Source organism: Patescibacteria group bacterium, from assembly GCA_028707065.1.
Taxonomy (GTDB): domain Bacteria; phylum Patescibacteriota; class Patescibacteriia; order Patescibacteriales; family WJLG01; genus JAQTUZ01.
Map to the genome: position 1 here is coordinate 74,024 of JAQTUZ010000002.1, position 22,867 is coordinate 96,890.

27 protein-coding genes and 1 tRNA gene are annotated in these 22,867 nt (G+C 44.5%); 26 read left to right on the forward strand and 2 right to left on the reverse strand.

What is annotated here, in order from left to right; all coding sequences use genetic code 11:
- From PHE24_01245 to PHE24_01255, 3 genes are all read left to right on the forward strand, one after another.
- Positions 1-990: a hypothetical protein gene (locus PHE24_01245; protein ID MDD4901739.1), complete on the forward strand. Its 990-nt coding sequence runs from the start codon at positions 1-3 to the stop codon at positions 988-990.
- 4 nt (positions 991-994) lie between these two features.
- Positions 995-1,879, forward strand: coding sequence for an S-4TM family putative pore-forming effector (locus PHE24_01250; GenBank protein ID MDD4901740.1), 885 nt, complete (start codon positions 995-997; stop codon positions 1,877-1,879).
- 858 nt (positions 1,880-2,737) lie between these two features.
- On the forward strand, positions 2,738-3,046 hold the full coding sequence (locus tag PHE24_01255) for a hypothetical protein (protein MDD4901741.1): 309 nt from the start codon (positions 2,738-2,740) through the stop codon (positions 3,044-3,046).
- Between the two features lie 140 nt (positions 3,047-3,186).
- Here the strand turns inward: PHE24_01255 and purD are convergent, their stop codons facing one another.
- The gene (gene purD / locus PHE24_01260; protein ID MDD4901742.1) at positions 3,187-4,488 is read right to left on the reverse strand and encodes a phosphoribosylamine--glycine ligase; all 1,302 of its coding nucleotides are present in this window, start codon (positions 4,486-4,488) and stop codon (positions 3,187-3,189) included.
- 281 nt (positions 4,489-4,769) lie between these two features.
- Between purD and PHE24_01265 the strand changes: the two genes are divergently transcribed.
- The 14 genes from PHE24_01265 to PHE24_01330 all read left to right on the forward strand — a co-directional run bounded on the left by PHE24_01265 (position 4,770) and on the right by PHE24_01330 (position 14,559).
- Positions 4,770-5,498 carry a ZIP family metal transporter gene (locus PHE24_01265; GenBank protein ID MDD4901743.1) on the forward strand — a complete coding sequence of 243 codons (729 nt, stop codon included), beginning with the start codon at positions 4,770-4,772 and terminating at the stop codon, positions 5,496-5,498.
- Positions 5,499-5,563: 65 nt separating this feature from the next.
- Entirely contained in the window at positions 5,564-6,397 is an 834-nt protein-coding gene (locus PHE24_01270; protein ID MDD4901744.1) for a C39 family peptidase, read from the forward strand.
- Positions 6,398-6,481: 84 nt separating this feature from the next.
- Positions 6,482-6,877: a hypothetical protein gene (locus PHE24_01275; GenBank protein MDD4901745.1), complete on the forward strand. Its 396-nt coding sequence runs from the start codon at positions 6,482-6,484 to the stop codon at positions 6,875-6,877.
- A gap of 220 nt (positions 6,878-7,097) precedes the next feature.
- Positions 7,098-7,184: transfer RNA gene (locus PHE24_01280), tRNA-Ser, on the forward strand.
- Positions 7,185-7,469: 285 nt separating this feature from the next.
- The gene (locus PHE24_01285) at positions 7,470-8,588 is read left to right on the forward strand and encodes a hypothetical protein (protein MDD4901746.1); all 1,119 of its coding nucleotides are present in this window, start codon (positions 7,470-7,472) and stop codon (positions 8,586-8,588) included.
- A gap of 36 nt (positions 8,589-8,624) precedes the next feature.
- Positions 8,625-9,329 (forward strand): hypothetical protein, encoded by a 705-nt coding sequence (locus tag PHE24_01290; protein MDD4901747.1) that lies wholly within the window; start codon positions 8,625-8,627, stop codon positions 9,327-9,329.
- Between the two features lie 63 nt (positions 9,330-9,392).
- Complete coding sequence (locus tag PHE24_01295) at positions 9,393-10,157, forward strand: C39 family peptidase (protein ID MDD4901748.1); 765 nt, start codon at positions 9,393-9,395, stop codon at positions 10,155-10,157.
- 24 nt (positions 10,158-10,181) lie between these two features.
- Complete coding sequence (locus PHE24_01300; protein MDD4901749.1) at positions 10,182-10,505, forward strand: YbjQ family protein; 324 nt, start codon at positions 10,182-10,184, stop codon at positions 10,503-10,505.
- Positions 10,506-10,520: 15 nt separating this feature from the next.
- Positions 10,521-10,664 carry a hypothetical protein gene (locus PHE24_01305; protein MDD4901750.1) on the forward strand — a complete coding sequence of 48 codons (144 nt, stop codon included), beginning with the start codon at positions 10,521-10,523 and terminating at the stop codon, positions 10,662-10,664.
- Positions 10,665-10,793: 129 nt separating this feature from the next.
- On the forward strand, positions 10,794-11,141 hold the full coding sequence (locus PHE24_01310; protein MDD4901751.1) for a hypothetical protein: 348 nt from the start codon (positions 10,794-10,796) through the stop codon (positions 11,139-11,141).
- A gap of 18 nt (positions 11,142-11,159) precedes the next feature.
- Positions 11,160-11,729, forward strand: a complete 570-nt coding sequence (locus PHE24_01315; GenBank protein ID MDD4901752.1) for a hypothetical protein — start codon at positions 11,160-11,162, stop codon at positions 11,727-11,729.
- Positions 11,730-11,748: 19 nt separating this feature from the next.
- Entirely contained in the window at positions 11,749-12,057 is a 309-nt protein-coding gene (locus PHE24_01320; protein MDD4901753.1) for a hypothetical protein, read from the forward strand.
- Positions 12,058-12,449: 392 nt separating this feature from the next.
- The gene (locus tag PHE24_01325) at positions 12,450-14,153 is read left to right on the forward strand and encodes a DEAD/DEAH box helicase (GenBank protein MDD4901754.1); all 1,704 of its coding nucleotides are present in this window, start codon (positions 12,450-12,452) and stop codon (positions 14,151-14,153) included.
- 145 nt (positions 14,154-14,298) lie between these two features.
- The gene (locus PHE24_01330; GenBank protein MDD4901755.1) at positions 14,299-14,559 is read left to right on the forward strand and encodes a hypothetical protein; all 261 of its coding nucleotides are present in this window, start codon (positions 14,299-14,301) and stop codon (positions 14,557-14,559) included.
- A gap of 44 nt (positions 14,560-14,603) precedes the next feature.
- On the opposite strand, the gene PHE24_01335 is transcribed toward PHE24_01330, so the two are convergent.
- Positions 14,604-15,161 (reverse strand): hypothetical protein, encoded by a 558-nt coding sequence (locus tag PHE24_01335; protein MDD4901756.1) that lies wholly within the window; start codon positions 15,159-15,161, stop codon positions 14,604-14,606.
- A gap of 182 nt (positions 15,162-15,343) precedes the next feature.
- On the opposite strand from PHE24_01335, the gene pyk reads away from it, so the two are divergent.
- The 9 genes from pyk (at position 15,344) to PHE24_01380 (ending at position 22,846) form a co-directional block, all read left to right on the forward strand.
- Positions 15,344-16,402: a pyruvate kinase gene (pyk, locus tag PHE24_01340; protein ID MDD4901757.1), complete on the forward strand. Its 1,059-nt coding sequence runs from the start codon at positions 15,344-15,346 to the stop codon at positions 16,400-16,402.
- Positions 16,403-16,425: 23 nt separating this feature from the next.
- Positions 16,426-18,252 carry a hypothetical protein gene (locus tag PHE24_01345; protein MDD4901758.1) on the forward strand — a complete coding sequence of 609 codons (1,827 nt, stop codon included), beginning with the start codon at positions 16,426-16,428 and terminating at the stop codon, positions 18,250-18,252.
- Positions 18,253-18,277: 25 nt separating this feature from the next.
- Positions 18,278-18,583, forward strand: coding sequence for a DUF2584 family protein (locus PHE24_01350; protein ID MDD4901759.1), 306 nt, complete (start codon positions 18,278-18,280; stop codon positions 18,581-18,583).
- 37 nt (positions 18,584-18,620) lie between these two features.
- Positions 18,621-19,490 carry a bifunctional DNA-formamidopyrimidine glycosylase/DNA-(apurinic or apyrimidinic site) lyase gene (mutM, locus tag PHE24_01355; GenBank protein MDD4901760.1) on the forward strand — a complete coding sequence of 290 codons (870 nt, stop codon included), beginning with the start codon at positions 18,621-18,623 and terminating at the stop codon, positions 19,488-19,490.
- 191 nt (positions 19,491-19,681) lie between these two features.
- On the forward strand, positions 19,682-19,837 hold the full coding sequence (gene rpmG, locus PHE24_01360; protein MDD4901761.1) for a 50S ribosomal protein L33: 156 nt from the start codon (positions 19,682-19,684) through the stop codon (positions 19,835-19,837).
- Positions 19,838-19,916: 79 nt separating this feature from the next.
- Positions 19,917-20,330, forward strand: coding sequence for a hypothetical protein (locus PHE24_01365; protein MDD4901762.1), 414 nt, complete (start codon positions 19,917-19,919; stop codon positions 20,328-20,330).
- A gap of 28 nt (positions 20,331-20,358) precedes the next feature.
- Entirely contained in the window at positions 20,359-21,417 is a 1,059-nt protein-coding gene (locus PHE24_01370) for an AI-2E family transporter (protein ID MDD4901763.1), read from the forward strand.
- Between the two features lie 18 nt (positions 21,418-21,435).
- On the forward strand, positions 21,436-22,500 hold the full coding sequence (locus PHE24_01375; protein MDD4901764.1) for an AI-2E family transporter: 1,065 nt from the start codon (positions 21,436-21,438) through the stop codon (positions 22,498-22,500).
- Position 22,501: 1 nt separating this feature from the next.
- Positions 22,502-22,846: a hypothetical protein gene (locus tag PHE24_01380; GenBank protein MDD4901765.1), complete on the forward strand. Its 345-nt coding sequence runs from the start codon at positions 22,502-22,504 to the stop codon at positions 22,844-22,846.
- The last annotated feature ends 21 nt before the right edge of the window (positions 22,847-22,867 follow it).

Below are 22,867 nucleotides of genomic sequence, written 5' to 3' on the forward strand. Positions count from 1 at the left end.
ATGATAAACACTTTATTAGAGAATTTTCTTATTAAGAAAATTAATCCGGATCCGGAAATCATTAATCAAGCCTCTGAAAGCCAGGAAAGACTTAGAGAAATTTTGGCAAATAAGTTGGAAGAAGACAATAGCTTGCCTTCCGTTCTTGAGGGCGAGGATTTTCTCTACGGATCTGCCATCAGGGGAACAAAGCCAGCACCGTTTGATGATGTTGATTTAATGCTTGTTTTAGATGGATCAACCTTGGTTGCCAAAGAAGGTGGTCAGGAAATGGGTCCAGCATATGGAAGCGGGAAAACATTTAATCCGCTGACTTTGCCGCAATATAAAGATGAGTTCGGAAATATATCTTCTCAAAAAATTCTAAACCGCATCCGCGAAGTTTTAAGTGAAACTTATTCTCGTTCCGAAATCAGAAAAGATGGGCAAGCAATTAATGTTTGGTTGGATGCATATGGTTTTGGAATTGATGTTGTCCCTGCTTTTAAAATCGCACATACTAGAGCCGGTACCCATTATTTTATTCCCGAAGGAACAAATTCGAATATGTGGCAATCTACGAATCCGCTTTCTGATATTGAAGCATTTAAAAAAGAAGATGCAAGATTGGGCGGTGTTTTATCTTCAAGTTGTCGACTTATGAGAAAATGGAATGAGTTGAGTAACGCTGACAGGCTTTCAGGATTCCATGTGGATGCGCTTGTTTATCGTTCGCTCTTTGGGAAAAATATTACGACACTTGAAAATGCCTTGCGAGAGTGTTTTAATTTGTTTGATCAGCATCTTGTCTTAACTTGTCCGCAATTTTCTGGGTTTGCCCCACATATTGATTACAAACTTTCGGCTGAGAATCGAGCACAAAGCATCAAGATGGCACAGGAAGCAAAGAATTGTTTTTCGGCGCCTGGGTCTGGTCTACTCTTTTCCCTGCCAGCAAGCACTAATATGCGACTTTGGAATAAAATATTCAACGGGGAATTACTTAAGTAAAAGTATGAATAATATTATTGCCAGACAAAATCAACCCGATCAGATTAATAGATTGGCCGCCCAAAGGTATCTATATTCTAAAGCGAAAAATTTTTTTCTTGCTCGGCTGTTTTTATCCCTCGTGTTTGCAATCATCGCTCCAATTTTAATGTTAGAATTTAAAAATACCCAATATTATATCGCCATATCCGCAGTTTTTTATTTGTTTGTTGACTTTTTCTTTTTAAGAAGAGTTGAGAATTCTGATAGAAAAAATGCGGCAAAAATTCAAGAAAGTTTTGATTTGGAATTATTTGAACTGCCGTGGAACGATATAGTTGCTGGGAATAAAATTGAAGAAGAGAAAGTACTTTCGTCCTCGAAAAAGTATAAGAAAAAAGTGAAAAATAATTTGGCAAATTTGTATGATTGGTATTCTAAAGAAATAGGAGATATTGATCTTCTGCCCGCGGTTGCCATTTGCCAGCGGACAAACGTGTATTGGGACGTGTCTTTGCGAGAGAAGCTTTTTTGGTCAATTATGGCCATAATTTTATTGTTAAGCTTCGTATTATTTTTTTGGGGCAAAAATTCAATAGTGTTTTTATTTTCAGTTCTTCCTTTTTACGAAGTTATCATTGATTATGCGGCATCGCAGTATTCTTCGGTAGGCAGAATTAAGGAACTTAAAAATAAAATTGAAGAATTACTGGAAAAGCTACCTGAATTTAAAAATATCAACAGTGGCATAAAAGGCAGTCTAAGAGCAATTCAGGATCAGCTTTTTAGACACAGGGAGTCGTGTTCGTTTGTTCCAGATTGGTTTTATAAAATTTTTAGAGACAGACAGGAGGAGGAGATGAATTATTGTGCGAAACATTATGTTGATAAATTCCTAAGTAAAGTGTAGCAGGTAATGAGTTGTGCTATGTTTTGATATTTTTGTCAAATGGTGCATAAAAGCAATCCCTTTTTATAGTGTCCCATTTGTCCCATTTTGTTTTTAGACCCTTGACCCAAGTGCCTCATTTTTGCCCCTGGACGATGTCGCATAAAACCCTTATGATGATTGTATAACTGGGGTACTTAACCCAAGTGTCCCGCTAACTAAAATAACCTGACCTGCGTCAGGTTATTTTAGTTAGAATGGAAAAGGATAGGATTCGAAAGGCGGAGCGATGTTGGCCGAGCTTTTTGGCGAGGCCAACCGCGAGCCGGGGTCGCGACCGAACGAGCGGAAGCGAGTGAGAGTTGTGACCGAATCCCATCCTCTCCGCTCAAATATAAAATCACGGCTCGTCGCCGTGATTTTATATTTGAGAAGAAAGGGAAGGGGATTCGAACTGGTTGCGAGCGAGCTATGAGTCGCGAGGGAACGAGCGACGAATAAGCGAGCGACGCCAGACGCGACCCGCGGGAGCGTTTGGCGGCAACCCTGGACAAGAGAGCGAGCCGCTTTCCGGCGGCGAGCGAACGCGTTTCTTTCTGACCTGCGTCAGGTTATTTTAGTTAGAATGGAAAAGGATAGGATTCGAAAGGCGGAGCGATGTTGGCCGAGCTTTTTGGCGAGGCCAACCGCGAGCCGGGGTCGCGACCGAACGAGCGGAAGCGAGTGAGAGTTGTGACCGAATCCCATCCTCTCCGTTCAAAATATTCAGATTTCCAAAAGTTATTTTTGGTATTTGACGCTTACCGATATTCATGCTATATTTCGGATAAGAAAATTACATCGTTATTTATCAATAAATCTTTACCAAAGGAGGAAGTTGTGAACAGAATCGTGAGAAGCGCGGCCGGAAGCGTTTTTTTGGCGCCGAGGGGCCTTGTCGCGCCCGTGAAGTCCAAGATGATTTCGAAGAGAAGGATTCGGAAAGATTGGCGGCTGGATTTGAAAACTCTGGTGTGGATGCTGGCGATTACCATTTCTGGCGGATACGTGATTGCCAATTGGGATGAGCTCGCGGCAAAATTCAGCTCACCAATTTCGTATCAGTATGACAAATTCACGTCGCTTATCGAGCGCGGAGTTGTCGCGCTGGAGCGTGATGCCAACAACGGTACGCCCCGGCGTCCGTAAAGATCAATCAAGCCGAAAAGAAAAAGGCGGTGGGAGTCAGAACTCGACCGCTTTTATTTTATCTAAAAATTTTTTTGATTGAAATAAAATAGCCAGGAAAACTGATTCCTGGCTATGCGCTATTTTTTTTGAGATCCTTTTTATGCCCGTCCGATGGCTTTGAAGCCGATGTCAGTGCGGTAACGCGCATTTTCCCACCTGATCAGCTTTACTGCCTGGTAGGCCCGAGTTTGAGCGTCGAATAACTTGTCTCCCTTTGCCGATACATCGATAACTCGCCCTCCTGCCGTCAAATACACGCCGGATCGGGGGTCGAGTCCGGTGGCCGCGTGTAATATTTGCACATCGGCCAGGCAGGCGGCTTCTTCCAGTCCGGAAATCGGAAGTCCGGTTTTGGGTTTTTCCGGATATTCGCCCGACACCATTACCACGCAAAGAGCCGGCCGCGGATCCCACTGAATCGTCATGCCGGCTAAACTTCCTTTGGCCGTTGCCAAAAGGAAGGGCAGGATATCAGACTTCATCCGCAGGAGGATCGGCTGGATTTCCGGGTCGCCGAAACGGATGTTGAATTCCAGCACCCGCACGTCTTCGCCGTCGATCATCAGTCCGGCGTAAAGGAGGCCGCGGAAAGGCATGCCTTCGTTCTTCATCGCTTCAACCGTCGGCTTCATGATCGTCTCCATGATTTTTTCACTTAAAGCGGGGGTAACGACTGGCGCCGGAGAATAGGCTCCCATGCCGCCGGTATTGGGGCCTTGGTCGTTGTCGCGGGCTCGCTTATGGTCTTGGGCGGTGGCTAAAGGTAAAACGCGCTTGCCGTCCACGAAGGCCATAAAGGAGGCTTCTTCGCCCGAAAGGAAATCTTCGATGACGATCTGATTGCCGGCATCGCCGAATTTCTTGTCCACCATCATGGCGCGGATCGTATTTTCAGCCTCGGCAAGCGTTGGGCAATCAATCGCCCCTTTGCCTGAAGCCAGGCCCGAGGTTTTGATGAACACGTGCGGGTCTGTTTTGCGACGCATATATTCCAGCGCGGAATCGGGATTGGAAAAGGTATCGAAGGCCGCCGTAGGAATTTCGTATCTTCTCAGCAGCTGCTTCATGGCCGCCTTGGAGCCTTCCAAAATCGATGCTTTTTTGGACGGACCGAAAACCGGGATGCCCGCTCTCCGCAAACGGTCAGACAAACCGGCCACCAGGGGCGCTTCCGGCCCGATCACCGCCAAGCCGATCTTCTTGACTTTGGCAAATGACACTATGGATGACGGATACTTAGCATCAATAGGTACGCACTGGGCTGTCCGGCTGATTCCGCCGTTGCCCGGCAGGCAGTAAATTTTTCCTGCCAGCGGGGATTGGCTGATTTTTTCCACGAGCGCGGCTTCACGGCCGCCGCTGCCGATCACCATGACATTGAGTTTAGCTTTTTTGGCCATCGACTCCTCCTTGATTGTTGAGTGATTGGGGATTAGAAAATATCGACTTATTATGTGGAATAATTCAAAGGGCTATCAAAAAGATTTGTCGGAACGCTTTTTGTTTTTTTTTCAGAAACAAATCATCCAGAATCAATAAATTTTATTCCTATATTTTTTATCTGTCAATGTCAATGCCGATCAAGACAGGAGACTTTTTTATAAAACTTTGCCGACTGCAGAAAATAAGATATAATATATTCGGTGATTATAAATCAAATCGTTAATTTAAAAATGAGAACATGAATATTTTATTTTCTATCATCTTGGCTTGTTTCGCGATCAGCTTATGCGTCTGGGTGGCGGTTTTGTTTTTATTTTTCAAGAGAGAAACGCTGAGCAAGATAACGATATTCTTGGTGTCGCTTTCCGCCGGAGCTTTGATCGGCGGCGCTTTTTTGCATCTTTTGCCCGAGGCGGCGGAGAAAATGGATTCGACCATGCTTTATTTCATAGTTTTGTCCGCTTTCATTTTTTTCTTTTTCATGGAAAAATTATTATTTTGGCGCCACTGCCACGAGGAGAATTGTTCGGTCCACTCTTTCGGTTATATGAATTTGGTCGGGGATTCGGTGCATAATTTTATCGACGGGTTGGTGATCGCCAGCACATTTTTAATCGATATCAAATTGGGAATAATCACGACGCTGGTTATCGCCTTGCACGAAATCCCGCAAGAGATCGGCGATTTCGGCGTGCTGATCCATGCCGGATTTGAAAAAAAGAAAGCCCTGATAGTGAACTATATCGTTGCCTTAACCGTTGTTTTGGGCGGAGTCGTCGGATATTTTATCTCCTTCGCCCTTAATAATATTATTCCCTTTCTTTTGCCTTTCGCGGCGGGCGGATTTATTTATATCGCCGCTTCCGATCTGATGCCGGAAATAAGAAAAGAAACCAATTTAAAGAAAGCCGTCAGCTCTTTTGTGATTTTTATCCTGGGCATTGTTTTGATGTTCGTGCTAAAATAAATCGGTGGTTAAGAAAAAATTACGGCCCACTTGTTTTTTTATTAATTTTTTGATAAATTTAAAATATGATGAAGAAAATCAGTTATTGCGCATTGGGCGCTTTTGTTTTTTTGGTGATCGTTATATCGCCTTGTTTGGCGCTGACTGCGAGTTCGGCTAATTTGACAGTGCCCTATATCAGGGAAGTTCCGGCCGGCACCTCGGGCGGCCCATGGAAAAATGCCTGCGAAGAGGCATGTTTTGCGATGCTGGAAAAATATTATACTGGCAAAAAAGTGATGAATCTGGCCGAAGGCAAAGCATTCATGATTATGCTTTTTAACAAGCAGAATGTCCTTTATGGTTCAAATGTCAATTCTGATATGGCGCAAAGCAAATATCTGATCAATACTTATACGGTTTATAATGCCAAGATCGTGGAAAATCCCACCATTGCTCAAATTAAAAGCGAGATCGACGCCGGCCGCCCGGTAATTACGCCGCATTACGGTTTTGCTTTGCATAACCCGAACATTCCTTTTTTGCGCACCGGCACTTCTTATCATATGACGGTCATTACCGGTTATGACGATGCCAAACAGCAATTCATCACTAATGATCCGGGAGATACGGTCGACGGCCAGAGCTATCGTTACGGTTACGATCTGTTTATGGGGACGATCCACGATTACAGCTATAAGACAAAAAAGGCCAACGGTCCGGCGCGGGCGATCTTCACTTATCCGAAATTGGTTAAAGTCGCGGGCAGTTCGAGGATTTATTATCTCCATGATAATATCTGGCAATACGTGACCGATCCGGCGGCTTTTAAAAACCATGGTTGGAAATGGGAAGCGGTAAATGTCGTGGACAGAAAATGGCTGGCCACTTTCAAAATGGGCGAGAATATTAATAAATGATGGTTGACAAGTCTTTTGTGTTATTATCGAACAATTGCTCATTGATTATAATCATTTAACGATAGCAAGAAGGGAATAATGCCTATGCCTCATGTTTCTCAGGGAAAATTCGGCACTGTCATCAATTGCATGGACGGCCGCACCCAGCAAGTTGCGGCTGATTTTTTGCGATCGCGCTACGGTTTGGATTGGGTTGATACGATCACCGAACCCGGACCGGACAAAATTTTAGCCGATGGCTTGGAATTTAGCATCATCGAGAATATCAAGCATCGCTTGGGAATTTCCATCAACAAACATGAATCAAGCCTGATCGCTGTCGTGGCGCATGAAGAATGCGCGGGCAATCCGGTGGAAAAGGAGGAGCATTTTAAGCATCTGCGCCAGGCGCGGACCAAAATTGAACAATTCGGTTTTGCCGCCGAAATAATTCTGCTTTGGGTGCCGGCCGGCTGGGATAAAGTTGAAGTTATTGAATAATAATTTAACCGGAAAGATAAATTGCGGTAGCCAAAAGCTGCCGTGTTTTTTATTTGACGATTAGCACTAAAATAAGGTATTTTACCAAGTAGAGTAATACTGGAGGTGTGCTAGAGTGGTCGAATAGGACAGTCTTGTCAGCCAGAGGCTGATCCGCCTTTGGCGGAAAAACTGTTTGCCTGTTAGGGTAAAGATGATATTTTTAAAAAAGAATAAATTCGGAGGTGTGCTAGAGTGGTCGAATAGGACAGTCTTGAAAACTGTTAGGCCAGCAATGGCCTCAGAGGTTCGAATCCTCTCGCCTCCGCATAAAATTCAAAATGACCTTTTGTCTTTTAAATTTTATATGAAACAAGAGAGATTCGAGCGGGGAAGGTTTGGAAACCGGGAGGTTTCCACTGTTTCCGGGGGATGGTATTGGAAGGGGTGGAAACCCCTTCCAAAAGCGAGTCGCCCCGGGCGGCGAGCGCGTTCGAATAGCGAAGCGCCTCTCGCCTCCGCATCAGTTCGCCCGGGTATTTACCCGGGCGCCCCGTCGGATGACGGGGCGAATCTCGCCCTCTCCGCATTAAATAAATAACAAATAACAATTATGAAAAAGAAATTTTTCATCGCGGTAATTCTGTTTCTGGTGGTGATTATTATCGTGGGAGTGGTAAGTTATTTTGTTTACCTCAAACGTCAGACGCAGCCGCCAAATCCGCCCAACGTCATTACTTCGATCGTGATTGACTGCGGCGATAGTTATGATTGCCTGGGCCAGCAAGTTTCTCAAGGCAAGGCTGCCAAAGTCGTGATCGATGAAAAAATTACTTCTTTAAATTTGGAAGAAAAAAGCGAGGTGAAGATTGAGCCGGCGAACGGTCAATTCCGGGTGACGATGACCGAATTGGAATTGAAAAAAATTGTCAGTCCGCCGCAGCCGACCAAGTCGATCGTCGGTTCGATTGTTTCAGGTGGAACGGGTGGAGCTGCTTGCCCAAAAATACTTGATAATCTTTTATCCCTTGAATCAACTACTGCCACGTGTTTGACTGATACGGCCGATGAAGCGTGGACTCTGGCTAAAGATGGATTGTCAGATTCGGCGATCAAGAAGTATTCCTGCCAGGGCAGCTTGATCGATGAAATAAAAAGAATTTGCACCAGCCCGGATTATCCCAATTTTCCTCCCTATGTTAAAAAACCCGCTGTTTATCTTTATCCCGAGCAGCCGACCAAAGTTAGCGTGGCGGTTGATTTGAAGGGAATCATCACCAAGAGCGACCCGGAGTATTATCAGGGTTGGGAAGTAACTGCCGAACCCGGCGGGCTGATCAACGGCCAATATGATTATTTATTTTACGAGGCGCAATTGGACCAGCTCCAGCTGCCCCGCGAAGGCTGGGTTGTTGCCGGTGAAAAATTAGAAAATTGGTTTGATTCGAATTTGCCAAAACTCGGTTTGAATGGCCATGAAAAATCGCAATTCAAGGAATATTGGTTAGCCGAGCTGCCGCCGGCGGAATATTATGAGATCAAACTTTTGTCCGATTCTTTTCTCGCGCAAAATATGAATTTAAAGATAAGTCCGCAACCGACCACGTTGATCCGACGCGATTTTTATTTCCAGCCACTGGAAAAAAAGATTATTCTGGCCGAACCGCGAATCATTACTCCGGAGCGGAAAGGTTTTACCGTCGTTGAATGGGGCGGAATGTTAAATGAATAAAAGTTTCGCGATGATTTATTTATAAATATTATTTTTATGGATCAAAAAATTTCGCAATCTGGCAAACGGCCATTTTTTCGCTTGCCTTCTTTAACGGTTATTTTGGTCGGTGTCGTTGTTGTTGCTGTTCTTGCGAACCTCGGTTTTTATTGGTATCAACGGACTAAATATAAAAAAGAGATTATCCCCTTGAATTTTATCGGTGAAAAGGTCGCCGGCGATTACCAATGGACTGATACAACCCTGGAGGCGAAATACGCCAAAGTGCCTTGGGATAAAATTATCGCCACTAAACTGGTCGGACTTTCCTACGGCGGACCTTTGGTGGAAAAAAAGACGGACGGCTGCGGGGCCAGCGATGGCGGGGATTATCTGCGCATTGAAGGCGGTTTATGCGCTACCGGTTATTGGTTGGAAGATTCCAATGGAACAAAAATTGATTCAAAAGAAAAATTGGCTGCCCGTTTCGCGCCAATCAAAAGCGAGACCGTTGCCGCGTCTTATGTTGCCGTGACGCAAAGCAGCCTGGTGCTCGACGAGGACGGAATTCCGGCCGGCAATACTTTGACAATCACCGATGGATTCTTGGTTCAATTATTTTATGGCAATGCCTATGGTTGCGGCACTCATCAGCTAACCGGCGTGATTTATAAAGTTTCGTCCAGCGGGGAGATCAAACAAATAGCCGCGGAAAAAGAAAAACCGCCTCAGCCGGGTGAGCCCATCATCTGCGTTGATTAACAAAGTCCTTTCTCCCGCCTACGCACAGCTTCGGCGGGCAAGGCAAGAGAGGGTCTAAATCTTATGACCAAGAAAACTATAAAAATTGTGCTTTGGTGGGCGCTGTTAGTAATTATTCTAATAGCCATCGGTTGGGTGGTTTGGGAATTTACGCTTGATGATACCAAGGGAGAAGAAAACCCGGTGAAGATCGCGGTCAGAACGGCTTATTATAAGGTCGCGCTGGTTATCCCGACCAAGTCAAAACCAGCGGTTAAATTGGCTGTGCCTTATCATCGCCAGCAACATAATCTTTCCTGTGAAGTCGCTTCGCTCGTTATGGCGCTGCAATATCAGGGAGTTAAGGTGACCGAGAATGAATTAATCGCGCAATTGCCAAGCTCTGATCCGGGACCGCGCAATCCGGGAAATATCTGGGGCGATCCGAATTTAGGCTTTGTCGGCAACATCAACGGCTCAATGCCTAACACCGGCTATGGCGTTTACGAGCAGCCGATTTTTGACTTGGCAAACAAATACCGCGCGGCCAAAGTTATCGCGAGCGGCACACTCACTGATTTGATCACCGCGTTGACCGATAATAATCCCGTGGTTGTTTGGGGCGTGATCGGAAAGGGGAGAGATATTTCCTGGCAAACTTCCGCCGGTTTGATAATTAAAGCGAAGATGGATGAACACGCGCGAACTTTGATCGGTTACACCGGCACCTCGGATAATCCGCAATTGATGATATTGCTTGATCCGATCTTCGGCGAAATCAGAATGAAAGTCGCGGATTTTTTAACCAACTGGGGAAAGCTTGATAATAAAGCCGTGGTTGTATATTAATTTTTAAAAATTAACTAAATTTTTATGGACAAATCCAACATCACGACAGCTTTTGAGTTGCATGGTAAAAAGATCGTCAAGAATTTCGGGCTGGTCAGAGGCATCACCGTCCGCTCGCGCTCGATCGTCGGGTCGATCGGCGGCGCGCTGCAAACTTTATTAGGCGGCAACATCTCGCTTTTCACCTCGCTCTGCGAAAAGTCTAGAGAAGAAGCTTTCGAGCTGATGATCAAGCACGCCGAAGAGCTGGGCGCCAACGCCATCATCAGCGTGCGCTACGACGCCAATGAAGTCATGAGCGGAGTCACTGAAGTGCTCTGTTACGGCACGGCGGTGAAAGTCGAATAAATTAAATTTAAAAATATGAGGAAAAATTGGTCATTGGGATTTTTGGGGTTAATGGGGATCAGAGGTATAATAGGGATGATCAATGGCGATTGGCTGGAAGCGATCTGGGTCGCCTGGTTTGCCTGGTTTACCTATTTTATTCCCGAGAAAAATGAATAACCACGCCTTGTTTTAATAAACTGGCTTGGAATAAAATTCGGCGAAGTGAACAGCAATTAATATTGTCGGGAATATACCCACCCCGGCAGCTTAGGCGTGGCCACCCCTCCCAAGAGGGGAATAAAATTTATGTCTAATCTCATCAAGTCATTTTTGTCGGTCAATTATTTCCATTGGCTGCTCATTTCGATGGTTTTTTACGCGGGCGGAGAATTTTTTTCCAAGAAATTCGCCATGGGCCCGAAGGTAAGCATCTTAATCGTGGTTTTAGTTTTTTATTCCTTGAATGTCTTGGCTTGGCTGGCAGCGCTTTGGAATAAAGAGGAACTGGCGATCGTCGGAACGACTTGGGCGGTGCTTAGCGTGATGGTAACGATTTCCATCGGGATTTTTATTTTTGGCGAAAGATTGAATGGGTACGGGATCGCCGGAATAATTTTTGGTGTTGTCGCCATCGCCTTATTATCAATGGCTTAATAATTAATGATGAATTTTATGAACCAATTTTTTAAAAAAATAATTTTTATCGCGGTTATCTTGGCTTTGGTTTTTGGCTTTGCTTATTCGATCTGTCAGCAAGTTTTGCGCCAGGGCGCCAATGATCCGCAGATCCAGATTGCCCGCGACGCTGCCGTCAAGCTGGCTTTGGGCGAAGGGCCGGATTATTATCGCAGCGATGTTTACGGCCAAGTTGACATTGCCAAGAGTTTATCGCCGTTTTTGATGACTTTTGATGGCTCAAGAAATGTTTTATCCACCAATGCCACCTTGAACGGCAAAGCGGCCGTTCCGCCGGCCGGAGTTTTCGCTTATGCCAAAAAGCATGGCGAGAATCGGGTGACTTGGCAACCGGCCAAGGGAGTCAGAATTGCGGCAGTAATGGTCCATTATAGCGGCGTGGGGGAAGGTTATGCCTTGTCCGGCAGATCATTAGCCGAAGTGGAAAAGCGATCTGGGTCGCTCGAATTTTTAACTTTTTGGGTATGGTTATTCTCGGTAATAGTTTCAGCAGTATTAATTTTTGTCGGTGAAAAAAATGTCGTACCAGCTCGAAGATTCAATTAGTTTTAACTTATTTATCAATATGAAAAATTCAAAATTAGCCGTTTTAGCTCTTCTACATTCCTTGGGGATCGCGGTTTATATCGCCATTGTCGCCCTGATCATGCAAAACGCCGAAAAAATGTTCGGCAAAATGAATGATATTTTTGGGCCGATCGCTTTCTTGCTCTTGTTCGTTTTGTCGGCGGCGATCACTGGCTCGTTAGCGCTTGGCCGCCCAGTCATACTTTTTCTGGATAACCGCAAAGCCGAGGCGATAAAAATGTTTCTCTATACCATCGGCTGGCTTTTGGTGATTACCGTTATTGTCTTTTTGATTAAGATTCTTTAATGATATTGTCTGGCTAGTTGACAGAATTTTTTATCTATGCTACAATGATATTACTAATAAATTAGGCTATTCTATTAATAGATAGCCTTGATTCGATCTCATTGCGTTTGCAACTCTCTTCTATATAAGATTGGCGACCATTGTTGAACTCGGGTCGCATTTATTTTATATTGTCATTACGCTTCATTTGTTGTGGCGGATAATGATTTAACTTTTTTTGTCATCCTGATCCCGCCTCAGCGGGAGAAGGATCTATTTGCGCGAAGCGTGAGTACTATCGACAAAAATTTTTATCGTCTTTATTCGAGCTACCTCATCATAGATCCTTCGTCGCCCCGCAGGGCGGAACTCCTCAGGATGACAAAGAAAACGGAACGACAATCAAATCAATTATGTCAGAAGAAAAAAACGAGACCTTGAGTTTCAATGGCCTTGGCATTGCCGAGAAGCTTTTGGAAACTATCAACAAGCTGGGTTTGTCGGAACCGACGCCCATCCAATTTAAGTCTATTCCTGTCGCTGTCGAAGGAAAGGATATTATCGGTGTGGCTCAGACCGGAACTGGCAAAACTTTAGCTTTCGCTATCCCCATGATTCAGCGTTTGGCTTTGTATAAAGGTAAGGGATTAGTGCTTTTGCCGACCCGCGAGCTCGCTTTGCAGGTGGATGAAAGTATGCGCGCTTTTGGCGCTTCGATCGGATTGCGTACCGCAGTTATAATTGGCGGCGAATCGATTAATCGACAGCGCGAAATGGTGCGCCGCAATCCTCATGTCTTGATTGCGACTCCGGGCCGGATGAATGATTTTATCCAGCGCGGTTGGATTAATTTAAGCGATGTCAAAGTATTAGTCTTGGATGAAGCTGATATGATGTTGGATATGGGATTTGCTCCCCAGATCGAAACCATCATCAAGAAAATCCCCAAGGCAAGGCAGACCATGCTTTTTTCCGCGACCATGCCTAAGGAGATCATCAAATTAGCTGCCAACCACATGGCCGAACCGATTAGCGTGGAGGTGGCGCCGTCCGGACAAACCGCCGCCGGCATCAATCAGGAGATTTATATCATCCATAAAGACGCCCGCTTGAGTCAATTGGAAAAACTTCTGCAAGAATCGGCCGGTTCGGTTTTGATTTTCTGCCGCACCAAGCGGGGAGTGAAAAAATTGACCGAGCAAGTGGAAATGATGGGCCATCGCGCCGCGGAAATCCATTCGAATCGTTCGCTGGAACAGCGCCGCAAGGCCTTAGCCGGCTTCAAGTCCCGCAAATACCGGGTATTAGTTGCAACTGACATTGCCGCACGCGGCATTGATGTGAAAGACATCGAGTTGGTTGTCAATTTCGATCTGCCGGAAGATCCGGGCGATTATGTGCACCGCATCGGCCGCACCGGACGCGCCGGCAAAACCGGCAAAGCGATTTCTTTCGCCATGCCGGATCAGATCCGCGACGTGCGCGCGATCGAACGCCTGATCAAAAAAACCATCCCCTTAACCAAATTAGCTGAGTATAACGAATCAAGTTCGTATGCTTCGGCTCCGGCTCGCCATTTTGGCAGAAAATTTTCCCGGCCATTCAATCGAGTCCAGGCTGGATTTGCCAAAAGGGGCCAGGAAAGATTCGGTTATAAAAAATTTAATCACACTGATCAACCTAGCGAACGCGGCTTTAGTAAATACAAGTCTAAACCGGCTGATAACCGCTCTGATTTCGGTAATGATAAATTCAAACCCAAACGGGAAGGCTTCCGCTCTGATTTCGGCCATGATAAATTCAAGGCTAAAAAAGAGGGATACCGTTCTGATTTTGGTCGCGACAAATTCAAACATAATAAACCAGGTCTCCATTCTGATTCCGGCTACAATAAATTTGCGCCGCATTTGCGTCGCAGTCCCGCGGCGGAGACTGCGGCGGGGCAGAAACGCGGTTTTGATCCGTTAGAATATTTTTCCAATCGTCCGGAAACCCGAGTTATGACTGATAAAGAAAGATTCCGCGCCAGCTTAAGAGAAGGCGATGATCGCCCCTCGTTCGGCCGCAAGAAGAATTTTTCCGGCAAAGGCCGCCGCGATAATCGATTTCATCGATAAAAGATTATAATAAAACAGCGCTGCAAAAAAATGTCAGCGCTGTTTTTTATTGGCCATGCAGCAGTCTCGCGTTTAGCGGACTGCTGCCAACGGCAAAAAAGTCCCCTCTCGAGAGGGGTGGACCGCCGCCTCGGCGGGACGGGGTGTGTTACAACTTTTTTATGGTAAAAAATTTTCGCCACTTTTTTTAAAAAAAGTGGCACATCCCGCAAAAATGACGGGACAAGAAAAACTGCGCGCTGGACAAATTTTGGGACGCTCCGCCATGAAACCTAGTAAAATTTCGAACTCGCTTGCGCGGCGCAAGCTCAAACAACGAAATTTTGCACGGTTTCCACGCTGTGCGTCTTATCCAAAATTTTCCAATGCGCGCTACAAGGAAGTTTATTTATTGATTAATGAATAAAAAATAAAAAAGGCGAGTAGCTGATGCTAAACGCCTTTTGTGTGTTACTTACGAACGGCCAGGACGCGAATATCTCGGCTTAGATATCCGTTGGCTGTATCAAGCCAACTTAATGTTATGGTTACCTTGGAAAATTGCTCGTTCCAGTAAGTATACGGTATTCGGGGACAACCTTCGTCATTCCAGATTGACCCTATTTCAAGGATCACGTGCGTTTTTGATTCATCGGGGTAATACTGACCGAATATTAGAAGCTCCGGCAATGTCCCTGGACGAAATCCCGCGTTGTCCAAATCATTTAGAAGATTTTTGTCTGGGGTGTGATCTTTAAACTGTACAAACTGAAGATCAACTTGAACCTTCCCATGACCGGTAACGGGAAAGTTTTCGGTGGTATAGTCTGGCCGGTAACAACCATAATTGCTCAAGGATATCATTGAATCCAGGGAGAGAGAATAATCAATCGATACTGGAAAAATATTTGACACTGAAAGAATGTCTGGATTGCCAGATGGTCCCGTGGGGGAATTTTTTGCGCAATTTGTAATCATGGTTAAACCGATAATAGTGGCAAGGGCAAGACAAATGGTTTTGTGAAACATGGTGGAATACCTCCATTTAAAGATTTAAAGAACAAGTTTGTTATTCTATATACTGTATGCATATCATATTTTAGCAAAAAAGTCAATGGTGACGTAATGGAATTGAATAGACAGATTAATTTGGATAATTTATAATATTGACACGGCCTAGATGCCGTATTTATATTAATTTTTAGGCTGTTATGAAACAAAAGATAATCGCTACAATCGGCAAGAAGACTGAAAGTTATGAGATGTTGAAGGCTTTAACTTTGGCCGGGATGGATATTGCCCGGATAAATTTTTCCCACGCCACTTACGAGCAATGGAATGATATCCGGGAAAAATTGAAAAAAATTAAGGAAGAGACCGGCAAGGATGTGAAGATGATGATGGACTTGCAAGGCCCGCGCATCCGCGTCGGCGTACTGCCTCACGAATTGCATTTGAATGAAAATGAAGTATATTGTTTTTCTTCCCGGGACGCCGATATTGAAAAAAAAGAAATTCCGATCGATCATGAAGAATTGGTCGATGATGTGAAATTGGGTGATCCATTTTATTTGTCCAACGGCTCGATCGAAATGAACGTCACGGAAATTAAGGATAAGAAAATTTGCGCCCGGGTCGAACGTGGCGGATTTTTGGCCTCGCGCAAAGGGATTAATGTGCCAAAAACTCATTTGTCCGGCGGCGGTTTTACTCCAAAAGACGCTGAAGACGCCAAATTCGGCGCGGAAAATGGAGCTGATTTTATATGTTTATCGTTCGTGCAAACTCCCGATGATGTTAGAAATTTGAAAAATCTTTTAGGCGATAAAAAAATTCCCGTGATCGCCAAGATCGAGCGGGCCAACGCCTTAGACGTGATTGATGACATTATCAAAAATTCCGACGGCATCATGGTTGCTCGCGGCGATTTGGGGATCGAAGTTCCTTATGAGGATCTGCCGATCATCCAAAAAGACCTGATCCGCCATGCTCATTGGCATGAAAAACCGGCGATCGTGGCCACGGAAATGCTCGCTTCGATGAGCGAAAAGCCCAAACCGACCCGCGCCGAAGTCGCTGACGTGGCCAACGCCATCTTTGACGGCGCCGACGCCGTGATGCTTTCTGATGAAACCGCCGTGGGTAATTATCCGATCGAAGCGGTGACGGTGATGCATAAAGTCGTTGATCGGACTGACAACTTTTTCAACACCACGAATTATTTTGACCAATGCAAGGTTGGCGAACAATCAATAAAAAATAAGCTGTAATTTATTTATAATTTATTAATATTATGGACAATTTTGAACAATTGCCGCCTCCGGCCGAGGAAAAAAAATTGCCGGGTCCGGCTCTGCCCCAGGCGTCTTTGGCGGATATTTCGCCCGCCTCGTCTCTGCCTACAAACAGTCAGCCGCAGCCAAAAGCACGGCGGCCGAAATTTTTGTTAATTTTTTTGATAATTCTCGTTGTGATTTTATTGTCGGCGGGTGGCGCTTTCGCTTATGTTTATAACTATAAGCCGGAACTGATGCCGAGTTTTCTTTCTTCTCTGCTTAAACCGCAAGATGTGCTGAAAAGAATGTATTTGGCGGTTACCGAGCTTAAATCATTTGAATTTGACGGCAGCGATGTTTCCGCTATCAGCTATGAACCGACAACTCCCGCGGCTAATGCCGCGGCCACCGGAACAGAGGATATGTTTGCCACCGAGGTCAATCCTTTCGCGCCGACAACGCCGGGTAATTTTAACTTGAACGTTACTTATCAAGGCGCGCTTGATTGGCATGATAAACATGATTTCAAAGTTCATGCTACCACGGGTTTGGAATTAGGCGGCGATGGCTTGGATCTTGGTTTCTTTAAAATTCCTCCCTTCAAGCTTCAGATTGATTTGAAGAAATTCGCCCAGAGTATTTATGCCAAAGCTAACCTTGCCCTGAAAGGCGATGATGGGATTTTGTCTGCTTTGCCGGTAGATTCTGCGCAATTTTTCGACAAATGGGTAAGGTTCGATCTGGCTGCGGCAACTTCAACCGATCAGGAATTGAGCGTTAAAGAAGCTTTTGATAAATATAAAGCCAAGTTCGAGTTGACGGACGAGCAGATCGCGGCGATCAAAAAACTTTTGTATAATTCCAATATTGTTAAAGTAACCGCCAAATTGCCCGACGAAAAGATCAATGGCGTTGATACGTTTCATTATCGCTATTCTTATGATAAAGAGGCGTTAATAAAATTCGTCGAAGCGGCTGACGATGTAAGCAAGGGCAAACTTTTGGCGGACGTGAATAAAGCTGATTGGATTAAACAAGTCAGTGAAGCGAAATTTCCGGAAAGCGAGATTTGGATCGGTAAGAAAGATTTTCTGCCTTATCAAAGTTATTTTTCCTCAACGACGGTCTCCGAATTTGCCGGGCTTAAAGTTACGGTTAAATCGGATTCGACCCTGAAGCTGAAAAATTTCAACCAGCCGGTAACGGTGGAAAAGCCGGCCGCCTCGGTAACTTTGGCTGAACTACTGGAAAATACTTTGGGAGTCGCGCGCGCCAAAGCGCGGGACGCGAAACGGGTGGCGGACATCAAGCAAATCCAAACCGCTTTGGAACTTTATTATGATGATAATGGCCGTTATCCCGCCTCGTTTGATCTTAGCGGTTCCGGCAGCCTTAAGTCAGACACTGCCACTTATATGTATATTCTTCCGGCCAATCCTGAGCCCAGAACCGACGGCGGCTGTCCAGATGAAAATTATTCTTACTCGACCGATTCCGCCGGCACAAGTTATCAGTTGAATTATTGTTTAGGTGGGGAAGCGGCGGGAATTCCGGCCGGACCGAATATTGCGACGCCTTCCGGTATCAGCGATCGGACCACTAACGGCAGCGCCCATCCGTTGAATTCCGGCGACACGGTAAGTTCTTCCGCGCCGGGGAATGCGCAGAGTGATGTCGACAATGGCCAAGATTCCGATCAAGACGGATTAACCGATTGGCAGGAAACAAATATTTATCATACCGATCCAAACATTGCCGACACCGACGGCGATGGCTATCAAGACGGTGCCGAGGTGGAAAGCGGTTATAACCCGAACGGCCCGGGAAAATTGTCGCCCTGGTAAAATTAAATTAATAACAATATTTTTTATGGGCTCAAATTGGTCGCAACAGGCATGCTTGAAATTAAGCCCGGCGCAGGGTTTGATCAGGCCGCCAAAGCTAAAGGTGGGGGGAATTTATAATTTTAAAAAAGAGAAACAGCGGCTGTATATGATCGATACGCCGATGAATCTTTTGAGCGACAAATGGGAAGCGATCGGCATGGTTTTGATCACGGAAATAACTGTTAAACAAACATATACCAAGGGTAAGTATAAAGTGCTGAAGATCTTCAATCCGAAGGACGCGGCAGCGATTTCTAGGAATTTGATACCGTACTATAAATTTAGATAATTTGTAATTCATAATTTGTAATTTGTAATTGAAGTCCATGCCCGAACTGCCGGAAGTTGAGACGATTAGACACGACCTTGCCCGGAAAATAGTTGGCGCGAAAATCAGCGCGGTTGAGGTCAGAGATAAAAAATTAGGCGAAGCTAAAAACTTCGCCCGTGTTTTAGTCGGCAATAAGATCATCGCCGCCGAGCGGATCGGCAAGCTTTTGATAATGAGATTGAATGATAAAAATTTTTTGCTGATTCATTTGAAGATGACCGGCCAGCTGGTTTACGAAGATCAGGAAGAATTGCTGGCAGGAGGCCATGCGTTTAAGGAAGGGGATCTATTAGAGGAAATCGGGGGAAAGTTGCCCAATAAATACACCCGCTTCATTTTGAATTTTGCCGGCGGCAAAAAATTATTTTTTAATGATACGCGCCGTTTTGGTTATGTTAAGATCGTTGACAAAAAAGAATTGGCTGAAATTAAAACCAGATTCGGCATCGAGCCGTTGCAAGCTAATTTTACTTTGGCGAATTTAAAGAAAATTTTGGCGGACAAGAAGATCAATATCAAAGCCGCGCTGATGGACCAAAAAAATATCGCCGGGATCGGCAATATTTACGCCTCGGAAATTTTATATGTCGCCCGCGTCAAGCCGACTCGTCCGGCCGGAAGTCTGAAAGCGGATGAGATCGGAAAAATTTTTCAAGCTTCAAAAGCGGTTTTAAAGAACGCTATCAAACATCGCGGCACGACTTTCAGCGATTATGTCGATACCGGCGGCAAAAAAGGAAATTTTTCCAAACTTTTAAAAGTTTATGAGCGGGCAGGGGAGAAATGCCAGGTTTGCGGCGGAACGATTAAAAATACTAAAATAGCCGGTCGGAGCACTTATTTTTGCCCGAAATGCCAACATTAGTTAATTAGTTGATTGGTTAATTAGTTTCGGCTGAACCAAGTTCGCCTCTAAAGAATACGCAGTCTAGAATGATGAACTTTGTTTTACTAAAACTAATTAACTAATCAACCAATCAACTGCCTTGACTTTTCCTTTAAAATTCAATAAGATACTAACATATCTAATTATTTAAACAGCATAATACTAACGATATGTCTCAAGACAATTTGATCAAGTTCGAATGCACGGAATGCAAAAAAATCACTCATTTTTCCCACAAAAATAAGAAAATTTTGAAGGAAAGGCTGGAATTGAATAAATATTGCCAGAATTGCAAAAAGCATACTCTTCACAAGGAAACAAAATAGTTAATTAGTTGATTGGTTAATTAGTTTTTTAGATACGACGTTTCGTCTGTTTTTTGTATTTGGTTAATTACCGTTCGTTATGCTTATAAATAAAAAAATCAAATTTGCTATATTATTTTTTTTGGTTTTTGTTTTGTCCGGTTGCCAGACTTTTGGCGTGAGCGATGGCTTGAAGATTTTAAACGATAATCTGGGCAAGGCCTTGAACAGTTTGGGAGAAAATCAAGCCAGTTCGACTTTTAACTTCTTTGGCAAAAGCAATTCGACTAAGGATAAGGCGCTAACCTCGGCCGATCTGTCCGCGGCCGACAAACAAGCGATCGACGATTGGCTCGTTAAAAAAAGTTTGAACCGCTACGGCGACGCCAAAAACGCGCTTTATACCGGCGGCACGCCGCTTTTTGATGAAGCGACCGGCAAAGCGATTGAACGCTATGATTATATCCTAAATAAATTCCCCGGTATTTTGGAACAAATTAAAAAAGGGGATTGATCCGGGGCCGCAAGGCTAACCTAAAAATATGGATAGAATTTTAATGACAAGAGTTTTTTTATTAGTGCTTCTTTTCGCGGTTTTGGGAGCGTGTTTTTTGGTTTTTAAGCCGTTCTTGATTGTTATTTTAGTGGCTGCCGTTTTAGCTTCTATTTTTTATCGGCCCTATGAATGGCTGGCGAAAAAGCTCGGCGGGCGGAAAAAGATCGCCGCTTTAATTATGTGCGTCTTGATCATTCTGGTTATCATTATTCCGTTGACAAATTTGATCGTTTTCGGGGCGCAAAAGTCGGTGGCCGCTTATTCAGACATGATGAATTTTTTAAATACCGGCGGTCTTGAAAATACGATTGAGAAAAGCGCTCTGAAAAATTTTCAGGAATTGTTCAATGTCGGCGGCGAAGGATTAAAAGCGCTTATCTTGGATGTCGCCCAGAAATCCAGTAACTTTTTAATGAGCGGCGCGGCCGGGTTTCTGAAAGGGACGACGACTTTCCTTATTTCTTTGATCCTGATCATTTTCACTCTGTTCTTTTTCTTTATCGATGGCCAAAAAATGCTGGAGCGGCTGATGTATTGGACGCCGCTGCCGGATAAATACGATCATCTGATAATCAAAAAGTTCCGCGATGTAAGCTATAGCGTTTTCCTTTCGACTTTTTTGGTCGCGCTGGTGCAAGCATCTTTAATAGCCGCGGTTTTTTTTATCGTTGGTCTGCCGGCGTTTTTTCCGGCGATCGCCACCGCGCTTTTGTCGATGATCCCGTTTTTCGGCGCCTGGCTGGTCTGGCTGCCGGCCGGCATTTATCTTCTGGCAATCGGCCATATTTGGCAGGGAATTTTCATGATTCTTTTCGGCGCGGCGATAATCAGCACGGTTGACAATGTGATCCGGATGTTTGTGATCAAGGGCAAGGCCGAAGTGCACCCGATATTTATTTTGTTCTCGGTTTTGGGAGGCATTGCTTTGTTCGGCTTCTGGGGCATCGTTATCGGGCCGCTGCTGATCTCTTTGGCCGTGACCATTTTAAATATTTACGACGAATTGGAATACAGCAAGATTCTTCATAAAAAAGCGGATTTTTAAAATAACCGGAAATAAATTATGAACAAGAATTTATTAAGCAAAGGGTTTTTGATCACCTTGGTTGTCGCTTCTTTGGTTGCTTGTTATTTCGTCTTTCGCCCGTTTTTAGCGGAAATTTTAGTGGCCGCCATTTTAGCGACGATCTTTTACCGGCCGTTCGAATGGCTGGCTAAAAAAATTGGCGGGAGAAGAAAAATCGCCGCGCTGATCATGTGTATTTTGATCGTAGTGGTGATCATTGTCCCCTTGATCAACGTGATAATTTTGGCTGCCAAGGAATCCGTGGTCGCTTATGGGCAAACCGCTGATTTTTTCAATAAGACTGATTGGAATGCCATGATCCAATCCGGCCCCTTGTCCAAAATAAAGGGCTTGAATCTGAGCGATGGCAACATCCAAAATTTTGTAATGGATTTCATCCAGAAATCCAGCAATTGGCTGGTGAGCGGCGCCGCTGGCCTTATCAAAGGAACGACCAATTTTGTGATTTCCGTAATATTTATTATTCTTACGATGTTTTTCTTTTTTATCGACGGTCAGAAAATGTTGGAACGATTGATGTATCTTACCCCGCTGCCCAATAAATACGATCGTTCTATTTTCAAGAAATTTCAGGATGTCAGCTTGTCTTTCATTGTTTCTACTTTTGTCGCGGCTATTCTCCAGGGATTCGCCTGCTGGCTGGGTTTTTTTATCATCACCCTGCCGATCTTTTTCAATATTCCTTTTCCGGCCTTTTTTGCCGGCATTGCCGCGGCCTTCCTTTCTTTGATTCCGCTGTTAGGGGCTTGGTTTATTTGGCTGCCCAGCGCGATTTTTCTGGCGCTTACGGGCAATATCTGGGCGGCGTTATTCATTACCCTGTGGGGCATTTTGATCATTCATCCCATTGATAATATTGTTAAGCCGCTGATCATCCATAAAAAGGCCGAAGTTCATCCGATATTTTTGTTATTCTCTATCCTGGGCGGCATCGTCTTATTCGGTTTCTGGGGCTTGGTCATCGGCCCGCTGATCGTCGCGGTTACGGTCACGATTTTCCATATTTACGAATTGGAATATAAAAACGTCTTGGAAAAATAATATGATTAATGAAAAAAGTTTTGAACCAAGTTTTAATGCGGCAGAAAATACCGAGCAGCAAAAATTTGATTGGCGGAAATTTCTTGATAAACCAGAAATGATTCCAGCAAGATTAGCCGAACAACTTGATACGATTACACAGTTTGTCAATGATGATACTGAAGGAGCCGGAGAAATTTGGGAAACAATCAAAGCTGGGCAAACCCATGGCCATGTTCTGCAATATTTGACCGGTTGTTTCCGTGATGTGATAAATCAAGAAGATCGGGAAGAATTGAGCAAGCTTTTCAAAGAGGCCGGCGAAAAAAGAATGCCAATGGGAGATATGAGATTGAAGCTCGATTGATTTATAATTTTTAATCCATAA

Excerpts from the sequence above, each read along its gene's own strand:
- PHE24_01245 (MDD4901739.1), top strand. The coding sequence starts at position 1 with ATGATAAACACTTTATTAGAGAATTTTCTTATTAAGAAAATTAATCCG.
- PHE24_01250 (MDD4901740.1), top strand. The coding sequence starts at position 995 with ATGAATAATATTATTGCCAGACAAAATCAACCCGATCAGATTAATAGA.
- purD (MDD4901742.1), bottom strand. The coding sequence starts at position 4,488 with ATGGCCAAAAAAGCTAAACTCAATGTCATGGTGATCGGCAGCGGCGGC.
- PHE24_01265 (MDD4901743.1), top strand. The coding sequence starts at position 4,770 with ATGAATATTTTATTTTCTATCATCTTGGCTTGTTTCGCGATCAGCTTA.
- PHE24_01270 (MDD4901744.1), top strand. The coding sequence starts at position 5,564 with ATGATGAAGAAAATCAGTTATTGCGCATTGGGCGCTTTTGTTTTTTTG.
- PHE24_01275 (MDD4901745.1), top strand. The coding sequence starts at position 6,482 with ATGCCTCATGTTTCTCAGGGAAAATTCGGCACTGTCATCAATTGCATG.
- PHE24_01285 (MDD4901746.1), top strand. The coding sequence starts at position 7,470 with ATGAAAAAGAAATTTTTCATCGCGGTAATTCTGTTTCTGGTGGTGATT.
- PHE24_01290 (MDD4901747.1), top strand. The coding sequence starts at position 8,625 with ATGGATCAAAAAATTTCGCAATCTGGCAAACGGCCATTTTTTCGCTTG.
- PHE24_01295 (MDD4901748.1), top strand. The coding sequence starts at position 9,393 with ATGACCAAGAAAACTATAAAAATTGTGCTTTGGTGGGCGCTGTTAGTA.
- PHE24_01300 (MDD4901749.1), top strand. The coding sequence starts at position 10,182 with ATGGACAAATCCAACATCACGACAGCTTTTGAGTTGCATGGTAAAAAG.
- PHE24_01305 (MDD4901750.1), top strand. The coding sequence starts at position 10,521 with ATGAGGAAAAATTGGTCATTGGGATTTTTGGGGTTAATGGGGATCAGA.
- PHE24_01310 (MDD4901751.1), top strand. The coding sequence starts at position 10,794 with ATGTCTAATCTCATCAAGTCATTTTTGTCGGTCAATTATTTCCATTGG.
- PHE24_01315 (MDD4901752.1), top strand. The coding sequence starts at position 11,160 with ATGAACCAATTTTTTAAAAAAATAATTTTTATCGCGGTTATCTTGGCT.
- PHE24_01320 (MDD4901753.1), top strand. The coding sequence starts at position 11,749 with ATGAAAAATTCAAAATTAGCCGTTTTAGCTCTTCTACATTCCTTGGGG.
- PHE24_01325 (MDD4901754.1), top strand. The coding sequence starts at position 12,450 with ATGTCAGAAGAAAAAAACGAGACCTTGAGTTTCAATGGCCTTGGCATT.
- PHE24_01335 (MDD4901756.1), bottom strand. The coding sequence starts at position 15,161 with ATGTTTCACAAAACCATTTGTCTTGCCCTTGCCACTATTATCGGTTTA.
- pyk (MDD4901757.1), top strand. The coding sequence starts at position 15,344 with ATGAAACAAAAGATAATCGCTACAATCGGCAAGAAGACTGAAAGTTAT.
- PHE24_01345 (MDD4901758.1), top strand. The coding sequence starts at position 16,426 with ATGGACAATTTTGAACAATTGCCGCCTCCGGCCGAGGAAAAAAAATTG.
- PHE24_01350 (MDD4901759.1), top strand. The coding sequence starts at position 18,278 with ATGGGCTCAAATTGGTCGCAACAGGCATGCTTGAAATTAAGCCCGGCG.
- mutM (MDD4901760.1), top strand. The coding sequence starts at position 18,621 with ATGCCCGAACTGCCGGAAGTTGAGACGATTAGACACGACCTTGCCCGG.
- rpmG (MDD4901761.1), top strand. The coding sequence starts at position 19,682 with ATGTCTCAAGACAATTTGATCAAGTTCGAATGCACGGAATGCAAAAAA.
- PHE24_01365 (MDD4901762.1), top strand. The coding sequence starts at position 19,917 with ATGCTTATAAATAAAAAAATCAAATTTGCTATATTATTTTTTTTGGTT.
- PHE24_01370 (MDD4901763.1), top strand. The coding sequence starts at position 20,359 with ATGGATAGAATTTTAATGACAAGAGTTTTTTTATTAGTGCTTCTTTTC.
- PHE24_01375 (MDD4901764.1), top strand. The coding sequence starts at position 21,436 with ATGAACAAGAATTTATTAAGCAAAGGGTTTTTGATCACCTTGGTTGTC.
- PHE24_01380 (MDD4901765.1), top strand. The coding sequence starts at position 22,502 with ATGATTAATGAAAAAAGTTTTGAACCAAGTTTTAATGCGGCAGAAAAT.